Here is a 19,696-nt window from a genome sequence, read left to right as displayed (position 1 = left end):
ACGTGCCCGACCTGAGTCGCCTGGGCGAGCGGGTGCAGGTAGGCCGCGCCCGCCGCGTCCGCGCACGCGAGTGCGGCGAGACGAGCCACCTCGTCGGGTGCTTCCCGCGCGGCCCGATGCGCGGCGAAGGCGGTCGTGCGCTGGCGGTTCGAGCGCGCGGCACCGTTGGCGAAGGCCCGTGCGGCCTCGAGCGCCTCTCGCGGCCTCGCGTCGTCGACGACGCTGGACTCGTACGCGGGCAGGAGCTCCGCGGCGCAGTCAGCGGCGAAGCGCGCCACGGCACGCAGCTCCTCGAGGGTGAGGTCGAGGTCGGGCGGCGTGGTCATGCCCTCATGGTGCCGGGCGGAGCGCGCGCGGTCCACGGACTCGCACGCAGGGTTGAACTCCGTTGATTCTGCGAAGAGAGCCATGGTGACTGGCCATGTGCGCATCGTTCGTCTCGACCTTCTTCGGTTCACGCGGTTGGAGCAACAAGGGCCGAACATGGTGAACGGACGTTCGCCCGGCCAGCGCGGTAGAGGCGGAGAGGGGCAGGGGTGCAGCGCAACCCGACTCCGCTTCCCGCGTCAACTGACGGGCGCCAGAGTCCGAACTGCTGCCAGGGTGCCGTCTTTGCTAACGAGATCCAGTCGTTCGTTCTCACTCGAGCCCGTCGCAGTGATGAGCTCTGACGAAACGTGTTCGAAGTCCAAGGAAGTGTGCTCCGTCTGCACGGTGAATCCTGGTGGAAGGAGAATGGCTGTGCGGTCCTGTTCACCTCGTCCCGCGTTGGAAACTAGCTCGACGCCAGAAGCGAGGTAGTCGGCGACAGGGACCGCCGCCGATGCGACGTACGAGCCGAAGTCGGCAACAAGGTGCTGCTGTCCCGCGTCGTCACCGTACGTCCAGTAGGTCGCTTCCGGAGTCTTCCCGACCATCCGCAGGGCTTGACCTCCGAGTGTGATCACCGAGCCGAGCTCGGCTCCGGGATCGGTACTCTTCGCGTCGCCTGCCATCGCTGACGGTTCGGAGCTCGACCGCATGCCACCGCTGGGCACCCCCGTCAAGCGGACGCCAGTCTCGAGCTTGCCGGGGTCGGTCGGGTCGACGTCAAAGACCCAACGAGCTTTCGTCGCCTTGGTTGTCAGATAGCCCAGGTCGATCTGCGCAGAGATTCGGCCCGTCGAAGAAGCGCTCCCGATCCAGACGGTCATGCGGAATGCGTTGCCCGTCGCCTTGACCGACCCAGCCACTCCCGTTCGAGAGAACTGGCGTGCGCAGCTCGTCTCGTAGAGCATCCGGTTGTTCTGCGCCTTGCCCTGGAACCACGTGTAGGTCGCGGCTGTCGAAGGCGCTTCTGTCGCAACGACCAAAAGTGAAGACACGGCGAGAAAGATCAGGAGCAGTACTGAACGGTTGGTACGCGCCGATGACTTCACGTTGCTCTCCTTCTGGGCACGTCTGTGGCTACGCCAGCGCGGACAGCATGGTGCAGGTCGTGATCGCGGAGGCAGGTCGATCCTCGAATTGCGGAGGATTCCCTGGTGACGTCAGTAGTCCGCTCGCCCGGAGCCGATCCCGTCAGGCCTCGTCTAGCGTGCAACGAGCGCCGACGATCGCCGCTGTGCATGCCAGTCTCGCCGCGCAATCGCTCACGTGGTGCGCGGGCGGTGGGTCGTCGCCCCGCAATGCCCCTCTCGAGGGGCCTGAATATGGTCCCTGCCGTGCCTCAGGCAGCGAAGATGACGATGAGGGTGATCACGGCAATGGCGCAGATGAGGGACACCACCGCGATCCACGGCGAACCGCTGCTCGCCGGACCGTGTGGCGTCCTCATCGCTCCTAGATCAGCGTTCTGATTCACTCCGAATCCGCTGCCCGTGTATCCGTCGGCGGAGTTGCTGCGCCGCAGACGCTCGTACTCGTCGTCTGAGTCTGCGTCCACCTCGACCCCCTTCTCCGTGACCCTCGATCACGCAACGTCTTCCGATGATCCCCATGGCGAGAGTGAGGAACCTGCGACGGGGAGCGATGTGTTCTCCGCGCCTCATGCTGTCCTCTCGCTCAGTGTGCCCGAGGAGGGTCGAGGACTGAAGGGGGCGACTACCGCCGGTGGGGGCGGACAGCTGCATCGAGATGCATCGGCGCGGCATCGCGCGTGCTCAGGCCTCGCAGCGGCCGAGACGGTCTGCCTCAGGCATCGACCACGTGCGGATATCCGCGATCGGCGCGACGACGGGTTCCTACGAACGCGTCGCGGTCGGGGGAAGGCGACCGTACTTCATCATGCCGGTCGGTGGACACGGGGTCCACGGATAAACAAGCAGGCTTGACTGTTTGTTACGTCCGGTGCGATGCTGCCGAGGTGACCGTCCGCATCGGCAACTGCTCCGGCTACTACGGCGACCGGCCCACCGCGTTCCGGGAGATGCTGGAGGGCGGCGAGCTCGACTACCTCACCGGTGACTACCTGGCCGAGCTGACGATGCTCATCCTCGGCAAGGACCGCATGAAGGACCCCGAGGCCGGCTTCGCGAAGACCTTCCTGCGACAGCTGCAGGACGGACTCGCGCTGGCGCGGGAGAAGGGCGTCAAGGTCGTCGCGAACGCCGGCGGCCTCAACCCGGCCGGCCTCGCCGCCCGCATCCGCGACCTGGCGCAGGAGCAGGGGATCGACGTGCGGGTGGCGCACGTCGAGGGCGACGACCTCCTGCCGCGGGCTGCCGAGCTCGGCCTGAGCGACGTCGGCGGAGGCAGCCTGCTCACCGCCAACGCCTACCTCGGGGCGTTCGGCATCGCGGCAGCACTCGACGCCGGCGCCGACGTCGTCGTCACCGGTCGCGTCACCGACGCCTCGGTCGTCATGGGCCCGGCCATCCACGCGCACGGCTGGGGCCGTGACGACCTCGACGCGCTCGCCGGCGCCCTCGTCGCCGGGCACGTGATCGAGTGCGGCACGCAGGCCACCGGCGGCAACTTCAGCGGCTTCCGCGACCTCGACACCTGGCGTCCGCTCGGCTTCCCCGTCGCGGAGGTCGACGCCGACGGCAGCAGCGTCATCACCAAGCACGCGAGCACCGGCACGACGGAGACCGGCGGGGCCGTCACCGTCGACACCGTCACCGCCCAGCTGCTCTACGAGGTGCAGGGTCCGGCCTACCTCAACCCCGACGTCGTCGCGCACCTCGACACCGTCGCCCTGACGCAGGAGGGCCCCGACCGGGTCCGGATCAGCGGCGTCCGCGGCACGCCGCCGCCCGCCACCACGAAGGTCTGCCTCAACCTGCTCGGCGGGTTCCGCAACGGCGTCGACCTGCTCCTCACCGGCCTCGACATCGAGGCGAAGGCCGCGTGGGTGCGTCGGGAGGTGGAGGCGGCGCTCCAGGACGACCCGCCGGACGAGCTCGTGTGGACCCTCGACCGCACCGACGTCTACGACCCGCCCACGCAGGCCGCGGCCACGTCGTACCTGCGGTGCGCCGCCAAGAGCAGCCGGCCCGAGCCCGTCGGCCGAACGTTCAGCGACGCGTTCGTCAACGTCGCGCTCGCGTCCTACCCGGGCTTCACGCTCACCGCGCCGCCAGGGCGCGGGACGCCGTACGGCGTGTACCGCCCGGCGTACGTCGCGCAGTCGGAGGTCCCGCACGTCGTCGTGCACGCCGACGGCCGGCGTGAGGACGTGGACCCACCCGCCACGACCGCCGAGGTCGCCGTGGAGCCGGCTGACGTGACCGCCGCGCCCGACCTCGGCGACAGCCAGCCCCGGCCGCTCGGCGAGCTCGTGCACGCACGCTCCGGCGACAAGGGCGGCGACGCCAACGTCGGGCTGTGGATCCCCGCCGACCACCCACGCCGCGCCGATGCCGTCGCGTGGCTCGTCGGCGTCGTGAACGCCGGCTGGGTGCAGGGGATGCTGCCCGAGGCCGCCGACCTCGACGTCGACGTGCACCCACTGCCGAACCTCGGCGGCGTCAACGTCGTCGTCCGCGGCCTCCTGGGGGAGGGCGTGTCGTCGTCGACCCGCCTCGACCCGCAGGCCAAGGCGGTCGGCGAGTGGCTGCGCGCCCGCGTGACCGCGGTGCCCACCCGACTCCTGGAAGGCCGACGTCCGTGACCACCACCGACCTCTTCGAGACCCCCGAGCGGCAGGCACTGCGCTCCGCGGTCGAGCAGTTCACCACCCGCGAGATCGCGCCCCACCTCCCGCAGTGGGAGGACGACGGCGAGCTCCCGCGCGAGCTGCACGCGGCCACCGCCAAGGCCGGCTTCCTCGCCGTCGGCTACCCCGAGGAGGTCGGCGGTGCCGGCGGTGACGCGGTCGACGCGTGCGTCGTCACCGAGGCGATGCTCGCGGCCGGCGGCTCCACCGGCCTGCAGGCCAGCCTGTTCACGCACTCGATCGCGCTCCCGCACATCATCGACGCGGGCGACACCCGCCTCGTTGACGCCTACGTCCGCCCGACGCTGGCCGGCGACACGATCGGCTCGCTCGGCGTCACCGAGCCGTCCGGGGGGTCTGACGTCGCGAACATCCGCACCCGCGCCGTGCGCGACGGCGACCACTACGTCGTCAACGGCGCGAAGACGTTCATCACCTCCGGCGTGCGTGCCGACTTCGTCACGACCGCCGTCCGCACCGGCGGTGAGGGCCACGCCGGCATCTCGTTGCTCGTCATCGACAAGGACTCGCCCGGGTTCACCGTGAGCCGGAGCCTGCGCAAGATGGGCTGGCACTGCTCCGACACCGCCGAGCTCGCCTTCGACGACGTCCGCGTGCCCGTGGAGAACCTCGTCGGCGAGGAGAACGGCGGCTTCTACCTCGTCATGCAGCAGTTCGTCGGCGAGCGACTCGGGCTCGCCGTACAGGCGTACGGCACCGCGCAGCGTGCGCTCGACCTCGCCGTCGCCTACGCGCGCGAGCGCGACACGTTCGGCAAACCGCTCATCGCCCGGCAGGTCATCCGCCACAAGCTCGTCGAGATGCACGCCCGCACGTCGGCCGCACGGGCGCTGACCCGCCAGGCGCTGGTGCGCTCGCTCGAGACGCCGAAGACCGACCCGTCGCTCATCCTCGACGCCGTCACCGCCAAGAACGTCGCCGTCGCCGCCGTCGAGCACGTGGTGCACGAGGCCGTGCAGGTCTTCGGCGGCATGGGCTACATGCGCGAGTCCGAGATCGACCGCCACTACCGCGACGCCCGCATCCTCGGCATCGGCGGCGGCGCTACCGAGGTCATGAAGGACCTGTCCGCGAAGCTGCTGGGCTACTGAGAGGCATGCCGTGAAGACCACCATCGACCCGACGTCGGCCACCTACGCCGAGAACCGCGCGCAGATGCTCGAACGCGTCGACGACCTCGCCGAGCAGCACGCGAAGGCGCTCGCCGGAGGTGGGGAGAAGTACGTCGCGCGGCACCACGGGCGCGGCAAGCTGACGGCCCGCGAGCGCATCGAGCTGCTCCTCGACCCCGACACCCCGTTCCTCGAGCTGGGGGCGCTGGCCGGGTGGGGCACCGACTTCACCGTCGGCGGCTCGCTCGTCACCGGCATCGGCGTCGTCGAGGGCGTCGAGTGCATGATCGTCGCCAACGACCCCACGGTGAAGGGCGGCTCCTCGAACCCGGTCACCGTCAAGAAGGGCTTCCGCGCCGCGCAGGTGGCCGAGGAGAACGGCCTCCCGACCATCAACCTCGTCGAGTCCGGCGGCGCCGACCTGCCCACGCAGAAGGACATCTTCATCCCCGGTGGCGCGAGCTTCCGCAACATCACCCGCGCCAGCGAGGACCGACGTCCGACCGTCGCGCTCGTGTTCGGCAACTCCACCGCCGGCGGCGCGTACATCCCCGGCATGAGCGACTACGTGATCATGGTCGACGGCGGCGCCAAGGTCTTCCTCGGCGGACCGCCGCTCGTGAAGATGGCCACGGGCGAGGAGTCCGACGACGAGTCCCTCGGCGGCGCGTCGATGCACGCGAAGACGTCGGGCCTGGCCGACTACCTCGCCGCCGACGAGCACGACGCCATCCGGCTCGGCCGCCAGGTGGTGCGCCGGCTCAACTGGCGCAAGAAGGGCCCCGAGCCGGTGGCCGACTACGCCGACCCCGTCCTCGACGGCGAGGACCTGCTGGGCATCGTCCCCACCGACCTGAAGATCCCCTTCGACCCGCGCGAGGTCATCGCCCGGCTCGTCGACGGCAGCGAGTTCGACGAGTTCAAGCCGCTCTACGGCTCGAGCCTCGTCACCGGCTACGCGCAGCTGCACGGCTACCCGATCGGCATCCTCGCGAACGCGCAAGGGGTGCTGTTCAGCGCCGAGGCGCAGAAGGCCGCGCAGTTCATCCAGCTGGCCAACCAGACCGACACGCCCCTGCTGTTCCTGCACAACACGACCGGCTACATGGTCGGTGCGGAGTATGAGCAGGGCGGCATCATCAAGCACGGCGCCCAGATGATCAACGCCGTCTCCAACTCCAAGGTCCCGCACCTGTCGGTCGTCATGGGCGCCTCCTACGGCGCTGGGCACTACGGCATGAGCGGACGCGCCTACGACCCGCGCTTCATGTTCAGCTGGGTCGGTGCGAAGTCGGCCGTGATGGGCCCCGCGCAGCTCGCGGGCGTCATGGAGATCGTCGCCCGCCAGTCGGCGGAGTCGAAGGGACAGCCGTTCGACGCCGAGGGCTTCCAGGGGGTCAAGGACTACGTCGAGCAGCAGATCGAGGAGCAGTCGCTCGCCTACTTCACGTCGGGCATGGGCTACGACGACGGCGTCATCGACCCCCGCGACACCCGCGCGATCCTCGGCATCTGCCTGTCGGCCATCCACACCGCCCCCGTCGAGGGCGCCCGCGGCTACGGGGTGTTCCGCCTGTGACGCGCGCACGCCGCTGGTCGAGTGCCTCCACGAGCGCCAGCGAGGGGAGGCGTATCGAGACCACCCCGAGCCGACGCTGGGACTCGCTCCACGCTGATCCGTTGCCGAGTGGTCTCGATACGTCACGACCAGCTCGCTGGCGCTCGCCGTCGTGCCTACTCGACCAGCGGAACCGTGTCGCTGGTCGAGTAGCGCGGAGCCGCTGGGGGCACCTCCCGCTTGCGGGGGCCGAAGGAGCGTGCTCCGGGCGTATCGAGACCACCCTGGCCGGATCAGCGCTCCTGCTGACGATCGAAAGGACCTCCTCATGATCCGCACCGTCCTGGTGGCGAACCGGGGGGAGATCGCGCGGCGGGTGTTCCGCACCTGCCGCGACCTCGGCATCCGCACCGTCGCAGTGCACTCCGACGCCGACGCCTCCGCACCGTTCGTGGCCGAGGCCGACGTCGCCGTCCGGCTCGAGGGGAACGCGCCCGGCGAGACCTATCTGCGCGCCGACCTCGTCGTCGACGCCGCCCGTCGCGCCGGCGCCGACGCTATCCACCCGGGGTACGGCTTCCTGTCCGAGAACGCCGACTTCGCGCGCGCCGTCGCAGCCGCCGGACTGACCTGGATCGGCCCGACGCCGGAGTCGATCGACGCTATGGGCAGCAAGATCCGCGCCAAGGAGCTGATGGCCGAGGCCGGGGTTCCGATCCTCAGCGTCGACCCCGCGACGGCTCGGCCCGACGACTTCCCGCTGCTGGTGAAGGCGTCGGCGGGCGGAGGCGGCCGCGGCATGCGCGTGGTCGAGCGTGCCGAGGACCTCGCGGGCGAGCTCACCGCGGCCGGGGCGGAGGCGGCCTCGGCGTTCGGCGACGACACCGTGTTCGTCGAGCCCTACCTGCCGACCGCCCGCCACGTCGAGGTGCAGGTGCTGGCCGACACCCATGGCACCACCTGGATCCTCGGTGACCGCGACTGCTCCCTCCAGCGACGTCACCAGAAGGTCGTCGAGGAGGCGCCCGCGCCGAACCTGAGCGACCCCGTGCGCCGCACCCTGCACGACGCGGCGCGAAACGCCGCCGAGGCGGTCGGGTACGTCGGTGCCGGCACGGTCGAGTTCCTCGTGGCCGACGGCCACGCCGACGACGGCCGCGTCTACTTCCTGGAGATGAACACCCGCCTGCAGGTGGAGCACCCCGTGACGGAGGAGGTGTTCGGCGTCGACCTCGTCGCGCTGCAGCTCTCCGTCGCCGAGGGCCACCCGTTGCCCGCCGAGCAGCCCGCCGGACCGACCGGCCACGCCGTCGAGGTGCGCCTCTACGCCGAGGACCCGGCCGACGACTACGCGCCGCAGACCGGCATCCTGCGCACCTTCGAGGTACCCGAGGGCCCGGGCCTGCGGACCGACTCCGCGGTGGAGTCCGGCTCGGTCGTCACGCACTTCTACGACGCGATGATCGCGAAGGTCGTCGCGCACGGCGCCGACCGCGCCCAGGCGGTGCGCCGGCTCGACGACGCGCTGCGTCGCACGCGCGTGCACGGTCTGACGACCAACCTCGGGCTGCTGCGCGGGGCCCTGACCGACGAGGAGTTCGCCGCCGGGCGCGTGCACACCGCGCTGCTCGGGGAGCGGATCGAGGCCTGGACCCGTCCGCTCCTCGACGACGACGCCTTGCAGCGCTCGGCCCTCGCGGCCGCGCTCGCGCAGGCGCGCACCGCGTCGACGACGTCGCCGGTCCTCTCCCGCATCCCGACCGCGTTCCGCAACGTGCCCAGCCAGCCGCGCACCCGCCGGCTGCGCCTCGGCGACGACGAGCTCGTCGTCGAGTACCGGGCCGAGGGCGGCAGGCTGGTCAGCGACCTCGCCGACGTCGTCTCCGTCGAGCCCGACCGGGTGGTGCTCGCCGTCGACGGGGTCACGGAGGCCTACCGCGTCGCGGTCGGCGAGGAGACGGTCGACGTCGACGGCCCCGCCGGGTCGCTGTCGTTCGACGTCGTCCCCACGTTCGTCGACCCCGCCGACGTGTTGGCCGAGGGCTCGCTCCTCGCGCCGATGCCGGCGAGCGTCGTGAAGGTCGGCGTGGAGGCCGGTCAGCAGGTCGAGAAGGGCGACGTGGTCGTCGTCCTGGAGGCCATGAAGATGCAGCACACCATCACCGCGCCGACCGACGGCGTGGTCGCGGAGCTCGCCGTGACGGCGGGCCAGCAGGTCGAGTCCGGGGCCGTCCTGGCCGTCATCGAAGGGGATCCAGCATGAGCCAGTTCACCGAGTCCGAGGAGCGGCGCGAGCTCCGCAAGGCCGTCGCGTCGCTCGGCGCGAAGTACGGCGAGAAGTACTTCCACGAGGCTGCCGCCGAGGGACGCAAGACCACCGAGCTCTGGGCGGAGGCGGGACGTCTGGGCTACCTCGGCGTGTCGATCCCCGAGGAGTTCGGGGGCGGGGGCGGCGACATCGGTGACCTCGCGGCCGTGTGCGAGGAGCTGGCGACGGCCGGCTGCCCGCTGCTGCTCATGGTGGTGAGCCCGGCGATCGTCGGCACCACCATCGCGCAGTACGGCACGCAGGAGCAGAAGGAGCGCTGGCTGCCCGGCCTGGCCGACGGCACCGCCACGTACGCCTTCTCGATCACCGAGCCCGACGCCGGCTCCAACTCCCACAACATCGTCACGCACGCCGAGAAGGCCGAGGACGGCAGCTGGGTGCTGAACGGCACGAAGACCTACATCTCCGGCGTCGACGAGGCGAGCCACCTGCTCGTCGTCGCGCGGTACTCCGACGCTCGGACCGGCAAGCTGAAGCCGGCCCTGTTCATGGTGCCCACCGACGCCGACGGGTTCACGAAGCAGCAGATCGAGATGGGCGTGGTGAGCCCGGAGAAGCAGTTCACGCTGTTCTTCGACGACGTGCGCGTGCCCGCCGACGCGCTCGTCGGCCAGGAGGACGCCGGCCTCGAGCAGCTGTTCGCGGGCCTCAACCCCGAGCGCATCATGGCCGCGTCGATGGCCACGGGCACGGCTCGCTGGGCGATCCGCAAGGCCGTCGCCTACGCCAAGGAGCGCGAGGTGTGGGGCAAGCCGATCGGCGCCCACCAGGCCATCAGCCACCCCCTCGCCCGGCTGCACATCGACGTCGAGATGGCCCGCCTGCTCACCCAGAAGGCCGCCGCGCTCTACGCCGCCGGCGACCTCATGGGCGCCGGCGAGGCGGCCAACATGGCCAAGGTCGCGGCCGGCGAGGCGGCGGCGAAGGCCGTCGACCAGGCCATCCAGACGCACGGCGGCAACGGCCTGGCGCTGGAGTACGGTCTCGTCCAGGCCGTCGCCTCCTCCCGGCTCAGCAACATCGCGCCGGTGTCGAAGGAGATGGCACTCAACTTCGTCGCTCAGTTCTCGCTGGGGCTGCCGAAGTCCTACTGAGCGCAGATTCCCAGGTCGACCTGGGAATCTGCCGCGGGGCACGATTTTCTGACGTTTGCACGGAAAGCACTCCGTGCTTCGCTGGGATTCCCAGGTCGACCTGGGAATCTCGGGCGCCGACGAGAGCTGAGGAGCTGGTCATGGCAGAGCTGGTGCACCTGGACGTCGCCGACGGGGTCGCGACGGTGACGCTCGACAGCGAGCACAACCGCAACGCGCTGAGCCGTCAGCTGGTGACGGAGCTGGCCGACCGGCTCGCGCAGGCCGACGCCGACGCGGACGTCCGCGCGGTGCTGGTGCGGTCGGCGCACCGGGTGTTCTGCTCCGGTGCCGACCTGTCGGAGGCCGCGAGCGGGGGCATGGAGGAGGGGGCGCGGGCGATCGTGGCGCTCCAGCGCCAGATCGCGACCGCCGGCACGCCCGTGGTGGTCGAGCTCGCCGGGCCGGTGCGGGCGGGCGGGCTCGGCATCGTCGGGGCCGCCGACGTGGTCGTCGCTGCCGAGTCGGTGACGTTCGCGCTCACGGAGGTGCGGCTGGCCCTGGCGCCGGCGGTCATCTCCCTCACGCTGCTCGAACGCTTCACCGACCGGGCCGCGGCCGAGCTGTTCCTCACCGGCCGTCAGTTCGACGCCCGCGAGGCGCAGGCGGCCGGCCTCGTCACCCGCGCCGTCCCCGACGCCGACCTCGCCAACGCGGTGGCCGCCGTGCTCGCCGGCCTCGTGCAGGGCTACCCGCAGGGCCTACGGGAGACGAAGCGACTGCTCAACCACGACCTCGTGGCCCGCATCGACGCGCTCGGCGACGACGTCGCCGCCCAGTCGGCCCGCCTGTTCGGCAGCGACGAGGCACGCGAGGCGATGACGGCGTTCCTGCAGCGCAAGCGCTGACCGACGCTGTCGGCGAGCTCAGAGGAAGAAGACGCGAAGAGTCCTTCCGCAGGCCTCGGCAGACCCTCGGCGCGGTCGTAGCGTCGAGAGCATGAAGACGTTCTCCCTCGTCGTCGCCGGGGCGCTGCTCCTGCTGACGGCCGGTTGCTCCTCGCACGACGTCACGGACCCGTCCGCCGGGTCCGCGCGCCCCTCCTCGTCCTCCGCCAGCGGGCCGGCCACCACGGGGTCGTCCGCGTCCGCGACGCCGACCCCGACCTCCTCCCCGTCCGCGTCGTCGGCCCCCACCTGCACCACCGCCGACCTGCGCGTGAGCGTCCGCCCCGACCCGAACGGCGCTGCCGCCGGCAGCACGTTCGACGACGTGCTGCTGCGCAACACGGGCGCCACGACCTGCCTGATGACCGGGTGGCCCGGGGTCTCCTTCGTCACGGGCTCGCAGGGGCGGCAGGTGGGTGCGCCCGCCGCGCGTCAGGGCACGCCGGCTGTCGTGTCCCTCGCGCCCGGTGCGAGCGCGGAGGCCCTGCTGCAGGTGGCCGAGGCCGGGAACTTCGCTCCCTGCACGACGACGTCGGTGCGCGGTCTGCGGGTCTACCCCCCCAACCAGCGCGACGCGGTGTTCGTCCCGCTGCCCACGAAGGCCTGTGCGCAGACGTCGGCGCAGCAGCTCACCGTGCGGCCCGTGGTGCGGCGCGGCTGACGGCGCTCAGACGTCGCGCAGCAGCGTGTCGAGACCGCCCGCCACGAACTGCACGAGCCAGCCGTGCCGCGTCGCGAGGTCGGGTGCGCCCGGCGTCCCCTCGGTCAGGTACTCGAACCGGCCGGGACCGGCGAAGAGCTGCAGGCTCGAGGAGACCAGCAGCAGGTAGGCGTCGAGCACGGCCTCCGGGCGGGCGTCGGGGTAGAGGTCCTGGAGCCGACCGACGAACGTCGCCGCGATCGCGTTGTACTCCTCGGCCACGAGCACCTGCTCCGGCAGGGCCGAGACCGACAGCTGCGCCACGAATCGGAAGTAGTCCGCCCACCCGGGCCGGCCGGCCTGCTCGAGCATCGGCTCGGTGAACGCGCGGAGCACGTCCTCCAGCGACGTCGCCCCGACGAGCCGGGCCCGACGCTCGGCGTTCAGCGGCTCCACCCGGCGCAGCAGCACTGCACGGAACAGCTCGCGCTTGCCGCCGAAGACCTCGCTGACGGTGGCGGTGCGGACGCCGGCGTCGCGGGTGATCTCGCGGACCCCGACACCGGCGTAGCCGGCGCGGGCGAACGAACGCTCGGCGACGTCGAGCAGCACCTCGCGCAGCTCCGCCCGCGGCCGGCGACGCGAGGCGGGCGGGGCGTCGGCCGACGTGCGGGTCATGCCGGGAGCACGCGGTGCGCGACGCGCCCCACCCCGTCGAGGACGAGCTCGAGCTCGTCCCCGGGGCCGATCCAGCGTCCTGTCTCCATGCCGCTGCCGCCGGGCAGCGTGCCGGTGGCGAACAGCTCGCCCGGCAGGAGCCGCTCGCTGCGCGACGCGTGTGCGAGCACCTCGCCGAGGCTCCACCGCATCCCGGCCGTCGAGACCTCCGAGACGACCTCGCCGTTGACGACCACGCGCCCGTGCAGCGCGTCGACGTGGGGCAGGACCTCGTCGGCGGTCACGAGCACGTCCGACATCGAGCTGGCGAAGTGCTTGGACTTCTGCGGCCCGAACCCGCTGGCCATCTCCCGACGCTGGACGTCACGTGCGCTCAGGTCGTTGACCACGACGAAGCCGCCGATCGCGGCCGTCGCCTCCTCCGGCGTCGCGTCGAGCAGCGGGCGGGCGAGCACGAAGCCCAGCTCGAGCTCGTAGTCGAGCGCGCTCGAGTACGACGGTGGCCGGACGTCGGTGCCGCTGGGCACGAAGGTCAGGTGGTTGCCCAGGTAGTAGATGGGCTGCTCCTGCAGCAACGCGTGGGGACGGAAGGCCGGGAACGGCCGACGGGTCAGGAGCTCCACGGTGCGGGCGGCGCGGTACTGGGCCGGGTGGAAGCGCCTCACGAGCCCGCGCGAGGCGTCGATCGTGTGCTGATCGAAGAGCATGAAGTCGCGGAACGAGAGCGGCTGGAACGGCAGGAGCGAGCCGGAGCCGTCCGGTGCTGGGTCGTCCCACGCGCGCCCCAGGACGTCCCAGGGCGTGAGGCTGGCGTCGGCCGGCTCCCACTCGCCGTCGGCGCGACGCTGCGTGCGGACCTGTCCGTCCACCCGGACCCGTCGGACCTGCACGGTCACCACCACCTTCCGGAACACCTGTTCCGCAGACGGTACCCCAGCGGCTACAGTGCCGACCAGTCGTCACAGGAGCAGCCATGTCGTCCTCCGGATCCGCCTCGTTCGTCCGCCGTCTGCTCGTGAGCACGTGCGCCGCGACCCGCACCACGGGTCTCGCGGCGCGGTTCACGGGGGCGGCTCCGTTCCTGCCGGCCCTCTTCGTGCTGCGCTACAGCAACATGGGCGGGCTCGACCCCGCTGTCGTCGCGACCCAGCTCGCACGGTGCCGGTCGTTCGGTGACCGCGGGTGGACGACGTACTGGCACGACCTCGCCGCCGAGCAGCTGACGGTCGCGGAGTCGGCGCTGGGCCGCGTCGCGGGGACCGACCTGTCCGGTCGGCTCGTCACTGCAGCCACGTCGGGCGAGGTGGTCCTGCCCGACGCGGTGCTCGAGGCGCTCGCCGACGCCGCGGTGCTGATGGCCGACCACGGTCCGCAGCCGACGGCGGAGGAGGTGTCGCGGGTGGTCGGGACCGGCCGGCCCGTGGTGCTCGACGCGTTCACCGCCCTCGACGCCTGGGTCAAGGCCCTCACCCTCGAGCAGGTGGCGGCGTTCCCGGGCCACACGCCGGGCCGGATGCGCGCGTACTGGCGGAGCCGTCGTCTCTTCGACGCACTGGTGCCGGTGGTGACGCCGCACCTCGGTGTCGACGTCCGGCCGGTCGACGTGCCGGTGGACGGCGACGTCGTGCGCGGCTACCTCGTCACCCCGAGCGACGGAGGGCCGCGGCCCGTCGTGCTCGTGACCAACGGGCTCGAGGGGACGGTGCAGGAGCTGCTCGTGCCGCTGCTGCGCTACCGGCACAGCGGGCTCGCCACGTTCGTCATGGAGATGCCGGGCAGCTACGCGTACGGACAGCCCATGTCGCCGGCCTCGGAGGACGTCTACCGCGCGGTCGTCGACCACCTCGTCCGCGACCCGCGGGTGGACGGTTCACGGCTCGGGCTCGTCGGCGTCAGCTTCGGGGGCTACTGGGCGGCGCGGCTCGCGGCGGCGGAGCCGCGACTCACCTGCGCGGTCGCCTGCGGCGCGCCGACCCACCGCACGTTCCTGCCCGCCAACGCGATCGGGCTGCCGCAGGTGATCCTCGAGGCGCTCAAGGCCGTGACCGGCTCGCGAGCCCTGCTCACCATGAGCCACCGGCTCCGGACGCTGTCCCTGCGCCGTCGCTACCGCGACGTCCGCGTGCCGCTGCTGGTCGTCAACGGCGACCACGACACCCTGCTGAGCACGCAGGACTCGGTCGACCTCGCCGGGCAGGCGCCTGGCGCGAGCCTCCTGCTCTACCCGGACGACGACCACTGCGCGATGGGCCACTACCGCGACTGGCTCGACGCGTCCCAGGAGTGGCTCGTGCGTCACCTGGCCCCGACGGCCGGCGCCTGAGGGTGCCCGCCCGGACGCCACGCGGCACGGATCACCGCCGGGGCGGGCCCGGCCGTCAGGCGCGGTTCAGCCTGCGGTCATCCGCGATCGAGAGGAGCACGACCTTCGTGTCGTCCGTGAGCCCGCGCCAGCGATGGACGGTCTGCGCCGTGATGTAGAGGGTGTCGCCGGGGCCGAGCTCCGCCGTCTCGGGGGGTTCGCCGAGCGTGGCGACGACGGCGCCGCTGACCACGTACATGATCTCGTCGTGCCGGTGGGTGAACGGGCGGTCGTTGGTCACCTGTCCGGAGAGCTCGAGCGCACGCAGCGCCCGTCGACCGTGCACCAGTCGGCGGGCTCGTGCCGTCGCGCCGGAGGGCTCGTCGCTCAGGGGCAGGGCAAGGGTGGGGTCGTCAGCGCGGGTGATGACGACGTCGTCCTCGCCGGCCTCCGCGAGCAGGTCGGCCGCGGTGGTCGAGAGCACCTCGGCGATCACCTGCAGCGAACGCAGGCTCGTGTTGGTGCGCCCGTTCTCCAGCTGGCTCAGGAACGACGGGGACAACCCGGTCCGGTCGGCCACCGCGGCCAACGTCAACGACCGCTCGGTGCGACGGGCACGGATCACGCCGCCGAGCTGCGTCGAGCTGACCGACCCGCTCTGTGGTCTGGGCATCGTTCCCTCTCGTCTCCGTGAGGCCCTGACGGTCCCGTCAGGGTCGCTGTCCACCGGTCGAGACCGGTCGGTCGAGTCGATCGAGTGTGGCAAACATTCACCATCACTAAATATTCAGTAACGCGGTCGTCACACCCGTCCGGTGGTCTGGACGCGTCACTCCACCCGATCCTAGGAGCCCCCATGGAGCAGAACACCCTTAAGCGCCGCGGCGTCGGACTGATCGATCGCGATCCTGATCGGGCGGCTGCTGGGTACACCCTGTACGCGCCGCTGAGCAGCGACGGCACGGTGCACCTGGTCGACGAGTCCGGTGTCGAGGTCCATCGGTGGGACCTGCCGTACCGCGCGGGTCGCCACGCCCGGCTGCTGCCCGACGGGAGCCTCGCCTACAACGGCAGCCTGGTCGGTGGGGGTGCCGCTCCCGCCCTGTTCGACATGTGGAGGAAGTACAGCGGCGGGTCGATGGCCCGCTACGACCGCGACGGGTCGCTGCTGTCGGAGGTCGTCGACCCCCTCCAGCACCACGACGCGCACCACCTCGACGACGGACGCATCCTCTACACCGCCGTCGAGCCGCTGACAGGGGAGAGCGCGCGAGCGATCCAGGGAGGTCACGCCAACACGGAGGCGACGGGCCCGGACGGTGAGCCGACCGTGTACGGCGACACCATCGTCGAGGTCGGCCCGGACGGTGAGGTGCTGTGGCGCTGGCGCGCCCTCGAGCACCTCGATGCCGCCGCCTTCCCGCTGCAACCCCACTACTGGCGCGAGCACTGGCCGGTGATCAACAGTGTCCACCCGCTCGGGGACGACAGCATCGTCGCGAGCCTGCGCAGCGTGTCGGCCGTGATCGTGATCGATCGGGCGACCGGGGCGGTGCGCGTCGTGGCCGGTCCCGACACCGTCGCCCAGCAGCACCACGTGACGCCGTTGGAGAACGGGAACCTCCTGGTCTTCGACAACGGCACCTTCCGGCACGGGGAGTCGGTGACCTTCAGCCGCGTGATCGAGATCGACCCCGCCGACGGCTCGATCGCCTGGGAGTACACCGACAGTCCGCGCGAGGCGTTCTTCACCCCCTTCATGGGGGGAGCGCAGCGCCTGCCGAACGGCAACACCTTCATCACCGAGGCTGCCTTCGGACGCCTCTTCGAGGTGACCGAGGACGGCGACGTCGTCTGGGAGTTCGTCGTGCCGCAATTCTCCCGGTACCCGGACGTGGCGACCCGCGCCGTGTTCCAGGCCGAGGGCAACGCCCTCTTCCGCGCCTACCGGTACTCACCGGACCAGGTCCACGCCTGGGGCCTGGCATGAGCGGCCCGTCCGGCGCCACCGTCGACGACGGCCGCTCCGCCGTCGACGAGCGGCTCGGCTGGCGCCTGACCTCCTCGATGGCCGTCCAGCACGTGGTGGTGATGATCGCCGGTCCGATCGCGACGGTCTTCCTCATCGGCGCGACGTTGGACCTCCCGGCCCCGACGATCCGCGCCCTGCTCTGCGCGACGCTGCTCGCCTGCGGGCTCGGGACGATCCTGCAGTCGATGGGATGGGCCGGGCTCGGAGCGCGGCTGCCCTTCGTGATGCTGCCCGGCGGCGCCGCCGTGGTGCTGTTCCTGCAGATCGCCACGGCGTCGGACCCCAGGACCGCCACCGGAGCAGTCCTGATGGCGGCGGTGCTCGCCCTCGCCGTGGCACCCCTCGCGGGACGGCTGGTCCACGTCGTCCCGCCCGTGGTCATCGCGACGATGATCGTGGTGATCGGCATCAACCTGATGAAGGTCGCCGGCGGCCTGGTCGCCGGTGGCGCCGACGTCCAGCCCGAGGCGTCGTCGATCGGGCTGGCGGGAGTCACCATCGCCGCCACGGTCCTCCTCCAACGACTGCTCCCCGCAGGGCTGCGTCGAGGAGCCGTCCTGCTGGGCATGGCCGTGGGATCCGCGGTGGCGGCCGCGAAGGGGCACGTGACCGTCCGGGCCGAGTCCGGCCTGCTCCAGCTCCCCCAGGTCCTCCCCTTCGGGACGCCGCGCTTCGACCTCCTCGCAGCCGTGCCGCTGCTGATCTTCGCGCTCGCGTCCATGGCTGAGGCGGCCGGTCAGACGACCCTCAACGCTCAGGTCGTGGGCGCCGAGATCGACACGGGCCGCACCGTGACACGCGTCATCCGCGCGGACGCGCTGACGTCGCTGTTCGCCGGGACGTTCGGTGGGCAGACCATGATCACCAGCGGCGAGAACATCGGCATCGTGCGCGCGACGCGCGTGCGCAGCAGGTACGTCACCGCGGCGGCCGGGGTCCTGCTCGTGGCGGCTGCGTTCGTGGCTCCGCTGGGCACCCTCGTCGCCTCGATCCCCGGGCCCGTGATCGGGGGGACGGCGGCCTACGTCTTCGCCATGGTCGTCGTGACCGGGCTGCGGATGTTCGTACCGCTGGACATGGACGACGACAGCACCTTCGTCACCGCCGTGGCCGGTCTCACCGCGGGCCTGCTGCCCATCCTCGCGCCCAGCCTCTACGCGGCCTTCCCGCAGGGCGCCAGGCTCGTGCTCTCGAGCGGCGTCACGATGTCCGCCCTCGTGGGTGTCGCGGTGTCGGCCCTCTTCCTCGTCCGGCGGACGAGGGCGCTGTCGCCGGAGGAGTAGGGCGGTGGTGCTCAGAGGATGCTGGCGACGGCGAACGCGGCCGAGACGACCACGACCGCCGCGATGAGCACCCAGACCGAGGCCCCGCTCGGCAGCTCGCCTCCGCGGCGCAGGGCGTCGTTCGTCCGCTGCCACCGCCATCCGCCCGCGACCGCCGCGAACATGCCGACGACGATCAGGGCGATGCCGAGGGCGGTGCGCACGCCGCGCTCGTCGAACCCGTCCACCACGTGGAGCACGGCGACGCCGGCCGCGACGAGCCCGAGCGACGTGCGGACCCACGCCAGCACGGTCCGCTCGGCCGCCAGGGTGAAGCGGGCGTCGACCGCGCCGGGCGGCCGCTCGTCACGAGGATCGCCGGGGGCGGACGGAACGGTCACACCTCAGGCTATCGGACGCGGACGGGTCCTTCCGGCCCCGTCGGTGGCACCGCAGGCACCACGAGTGTGGCGATTTCGCTGCGCCACGGCCGCCGACCGCTCATGCTGGAGGCTCGTCCGCCTGGTGCGAAAAGGGAGATCGCATGGGTGCTTCACGCGCTGCGGCGCGCGGCTGCGTGCTGCTCGCCGTCTCGGTGCTGGCCACGCTGCTCGGTGTCGCGCCCGCGCACGCCGCGCCGGTGGCGTTGTCCGGGAGCGTCGTCGGCACGTCCGGAGCCGGCCTCTCGGGCATCGAGGTGGCCGTCACGACGCGTGCCGGCGTGGCCGTGCAGGAGGCGACGACCGACAGCACCGGGGCCTGGTCGGTCCAGGTGGAGCCGGGCACCTACGCCGTCGGGTACGTCGACCCCGAGGGCTGGTGGAAGCCGGAGTTCTGGGACGACCAGACCACCCTCGCCGCCTCGACGGCCCTGACGGTCGGCACGTCGGGCCGCACCGGGGTCGCGGCGCGCCTCGCGCCGTACCCCGTCGTCTCCGGGACCGTCCGCTCGGGCGGTGAGCCCGTCGCCGGGGCCGAGGTGCGTGCGTACGCGAGCGCGGTGGAGACCGACTCCGTCCGCACGGTCACGACCGCCGCCGACGGCACGTGGGCCGTGCCGCTGCCGTCCGGCAGCTACCGGTTCGCGTTCGAGAGCCCCGACCACGTCGTCGAGTACTGGAACGACCGCGCGACCCTGGCGGCGTCGGACCCGCTGACGGTGACGACCGCCGACGTGCCCGGGCGCGACGTCACGCTCACCCCGCTGCCCGTCGCGTCAGGCCGGGTGACAGCCGGGGGCGCGGCCGTGCGCCGCCCCGAGGTCACGGTGCTCGTCCGCGACGCTGCCACCGGGCTGTGGAGCGAGCAGGAGACCGTCACCGGCGACGCCCAGGGCCGCTGGTCGGTGCGCCTGGCGGCCGGGCGCTACAGCTTCCGGTTCGCCGGCGACGCCCGGTACCGGCCCGAGTTCTGGGCCGACCAGACCCGACGCTCCGACGCCACGCCGGTCGACCTCGGCTCGGCCCCGGTGGTCCTCGACGCCGACCTCGCCGTGTTGCCCACGGCCCGCGGACTGGTGCGCGACCCGTCGGGCGAGCCCGTGGAGGACGCCGACGTGGTCGCGCTCGACGCGGCGGGCGACGAGGTCGCGCGCGACCGGACCG

Annotated in this window: 17 protein-coding genes; 11 read left to right on the top strand and 6 right to left on the bottom strand. The window is 72.0% G+C overall.

Translation table 11 applies throughout. From position 1 onward, the window contains the following. Together NH339_RS11955 and NH339_RS11950 are read right to left on the bottom strand one after the other, a co-directional pair. Positions 1–326, bottom strand: a 326-nt coding sequence (locus NH339_RS11955) for a putative immunity protein (protein WP_374208285.1), incomplete at its 3' end; no start/stop codon positions are given. Between the two features lie 240 nt (positions 327–566). Then, a complete protein-coding gene (locus NH339_RS11950) occupies positions 567–1,418 on the bottom strand; it encodes a hypothetical protein (RefSeq protein WP_253025572.1) in 852 nt (283 codons plus the stop codon). 926 nt (positions 1,419–2,344) lie between these two features. Here NH339_RS11950 and NH339_RS11945 point away from each other — a divergent pair. From NH339_RS11945 to NH339_RS11915, 7 genes are all read left to right on the top strand, one after another. After that, the gene (locus tag NH339_RS11945) at positions 2,345–4,093 is read left to right on the top strand and encodes an acyclic terpene utilization AtuA family protein (protein ID WP_253025570.1); all 1,749 of its coding nucleotides are present in this window, start codon (positions 2,345–2,347) and stop codon (positions 4,091–4,093) included. Further along, positions 4,090–5,250: an acyl-CoA dehydrogenase family protein gene (locus NH339_RS11940; protein WP_253025568.1), complete on the top strand. Its 1,161-nt coding sequence runs from the start codon at positions 4,090–4,092 to the stop codon at positions 5,248–5,250. The genes NH339_RS11945 and NH339_RS11940 overlap by 4 nt, the downstream gene beginning before the upstream one ends. Positions 5,251–5,260: 10 nt before the next feature. Next, the gene (locus NH339_RS11935) at positions 5,261–6,850 is read left to right on the top strand and encodes an acyl-CoA carboxylase subunit beta (RefSeq protein ID WP_374208284.1); all 1,590 of its coding nucleotides are present in this window, start codon (positions 5,261–5,263) and stop codon (positions 6,848–6,850) included. A 307-nt stretch (positions 6,851–7,157) separates the two neighbouring features. After that, entirely contained in the window at positions 7,158–9,092 is a 1,935-nt protein-coding gene (locus NH339_RS11930; protein WP_253025566.1) for a biotin carboxylase N-terminal domain-containing protein, read from the top strand. Then, positions 9,089–10,252: an acyl-CoA dehydrogenase family protein gene (locus NH339_RS11925; RefSeq protein ID WP_253025564.1), complete on the top strand. Its 1,164-nt coding sequence runs from the start codon at positions 9,089–9,091 to the stop codon at positions 10,250–10,252. Before NH339_RS11930 ends, NH339_RS11925 begins: the two co-directional genes overlap by 4 nt. A gap of 140 nt (positions 10,253–10,392) precedes the next feature. After that, positions 10,393–11,139, top strand: coding sequence for an enoyl-CoA hydratase-related protein (locus tag NH339_RS11920; protein WP_253025562.1), 747 nt, complete (start codon positions 10,393–10,395; stop codon positions 11,137–11,139). 91 nt (positions 11,140–11,230) lie between these two features. Beyond that, positions 11,231–11,839, top strand: coding sequence for a DUF4232 domain-containing protein (locus tag NH339_RS11915; protein WP_253025560.1), 609 nt, complete (start codon positions 11,231–11,233; stop codon positions 11,837–11,839). A 6-nt stretch (positions 11,840–11,845) separates the two neighbouring features. Here the strand turns inward: NH339_RS11915 and NH339_RS11910 are convergent, their stop codons facing one another. Continuing rightward, positions 11,846–12,496 (bottom strand): TetR/AcrR family transcriptional regulator, encoded by a 651-nt coding sequence (locus tag NH339_RS11910; RefSeq protein WP_253025558.1) that lies wholly within the window; start codon positions 12,494–12,496, stop codon positions 11,846–11,848. Next, positions 12,493–13,392: a fumarylacetoacetate hydrolase family protein gene (locus NH339_RS11905; RefSeq protein ID WP_253025556.1), complete on the bottom strand. Its 900-nt coding sequence runs from the start codon at positions 13,390–13,392 to the stop codon at positions 12,493–12,495. Before NH339_RS11905 ends, NH339_RS11910 begins: the two co-directional genes overlap by 4 nt. Before the next feature lie 77 nt (positions 13,393–13,469). On the opposite strand from NH339_RS11905, the gene NH339_RS11900 reads away from it, so the two are divergent. Then, positions 13,470–14,819, top strand: coding sequence for a S9 family peptidase (locus NH339_RS11900; RefSeq protein WP_253025554.1), 1,350 nt, complete (start codon positions 13,470–13,472; stop codon positions 14,817–14,819). 55 nt (positions 14,820–14,874) lie between these two features. Here NH339_RS11900 and NH339_RS11895 read toward each other — a convergent pair whose 3' ends face one another. Then, positions 14,875–15,471 (bottom strand): helix-turn-helix domain-containing protein, encoded by a 597-nt coding sequence (locus NH339_RS11895; protein WP_253025552.1) that lies wholly within the window; start codon positions 15,469–15,471, stop codon positions 14,875–14,877. Between the two features lie 183 nt (positions 15,472–15,654). Here NH339_RS11895 and NH339_RS11890 point away from each other — a divergent pair, with 183 nt between their 5' ends. Beyond that, the gene (locus tag NH339_RS11890) at positions 15,655–16,788 is read left to right on the top strand and encodes an aryl-sulfate sulfotransferase (protein ID WP_253025547.1); all 1,134 of its coding nucleotides are present in this window, start codon (positions 15,655–15,657) and stop codon (positions 16,786–16,788) included. Further along, on the top strand, positions 16,785–18,113 hold the full coding sequence (locus NH339_RS11885) for a uracil-xanthine permease family protein (RefSeq protein ID WP_253025546.1): 1,329 nt from the start codon (positions 16,785–16,787) through the stop codon (positions 18,111–18,113). The genes NH339_RS11890 and NH339_RS11885 overlap by 4 nt, the downstream gene beginning before the upstream one ends. 11 nt (positions 18,114–18,124) lie before the next feature. Here NH339_RS11885 and NH339_RS11880 read toward each other — a convergent pair whose 3' ends face one another. After that, entirely contained in the window at positions 18,125–18,493 is a 369-nt protein-coding gene (locus tag NH339_RS11880) for a DUF202 domain-containing protein (RefSeq protein WP_308207067.1), read from the bottom strand. A gap of 143 nt (positions 18,494–18,636) precedes the next feature. Here NH339_RS11880 and NH339_RS11870 point away from each other — a divergent pair. Next, positions 18,637–19,696, top strand: a 1,060-nt coding sequence (locus NH339_RS11870) for a collagen binding domain-containing protein (RefSeq protein WP_253025545.1), incomplete at its 3' end; no start/stop codon positions are given.

The organism is Aeromicrobium sp. CnD17-E (assembly GCF_024124745.1).
Lineage (GTDB): Bacteria > Actinomycetota > Actinomycetes > Propionibacteriales > Nocardioidaceae > Aeromicrobium.
Note: the sequence above shows the minus strand (reverse complement) of the source record. Positions and strands in the feature narration are given on the sequence as shown.

Excerpts from the sequence above, each read along its gene's own strand:
- NH339_RS11930 (WP_253025566.1), top strand. The coding sequence starts at position 7,158 with ATGATCCGCACCGTCCTGGTGGCGAACCGGGGGGAGATCGCGCGGCGG.
- NH339_RS11925 (WP_253025564.1), top strand. The coding sequence starts at position 9,089 with ATGAGCCAGTTCACCGAGTCCGAGGAGCGGCGCGAGCTCCGCAAGGCC.
- NH339_RS11920 (WP_253025562.1), top strand. The coding sequence starts at position 10,393 with ATGGCAGAGCTGGTGCACCTGGACGTCGCCGACGGGGTCGCGACGGTG.
- NH339_RS11915 (WP_253025560.1), top strand. The coding sequence starts at position 11,231 with ATGAAGACGTTCTCCCTCGTCGTCGCCGGGGCGCTGCTCCTGCTGACG.
- NH339_RS11910 (WP_253025558.1), bottom strand. The coding sequence starts at position 12,496 with ATGACCCGCACGTCGGCCGACGCCCCGCCCGCCTCGCGTCGCCGGCCG.
- NH339_RS11900 (WP_253025554.1), top strand. The coding sequence starts at position 13,470 with ATGTCGTCCTCCGGATCCGCCTCGTTCGTCCGCCGTCTGCTCGTGAGC.
- NH339_RS11895 (WP_253025552.1), bottom strand. The coding sequence starts at position 15,471 with ATGCCCAGACCACAGAGCGGGTCGGTCAGCTCGACGCAGCTCGGCGGC.
- NH339_RS11890 (WP_253025547.1), top strand. The coding sequence starts at position 15,655 with ATGGAGCAGAACACCCTTAAGCGCCGCGGCGTCGGACTGATCGATCGC.
- NH339_RS11885 (WP_253025546.1), top strand. The coding sequence starts at position 16,785 with ATGAGCGGCCCGTCCGGCGCCACCGTCGACGACGGCCGCTCCGCCGTC.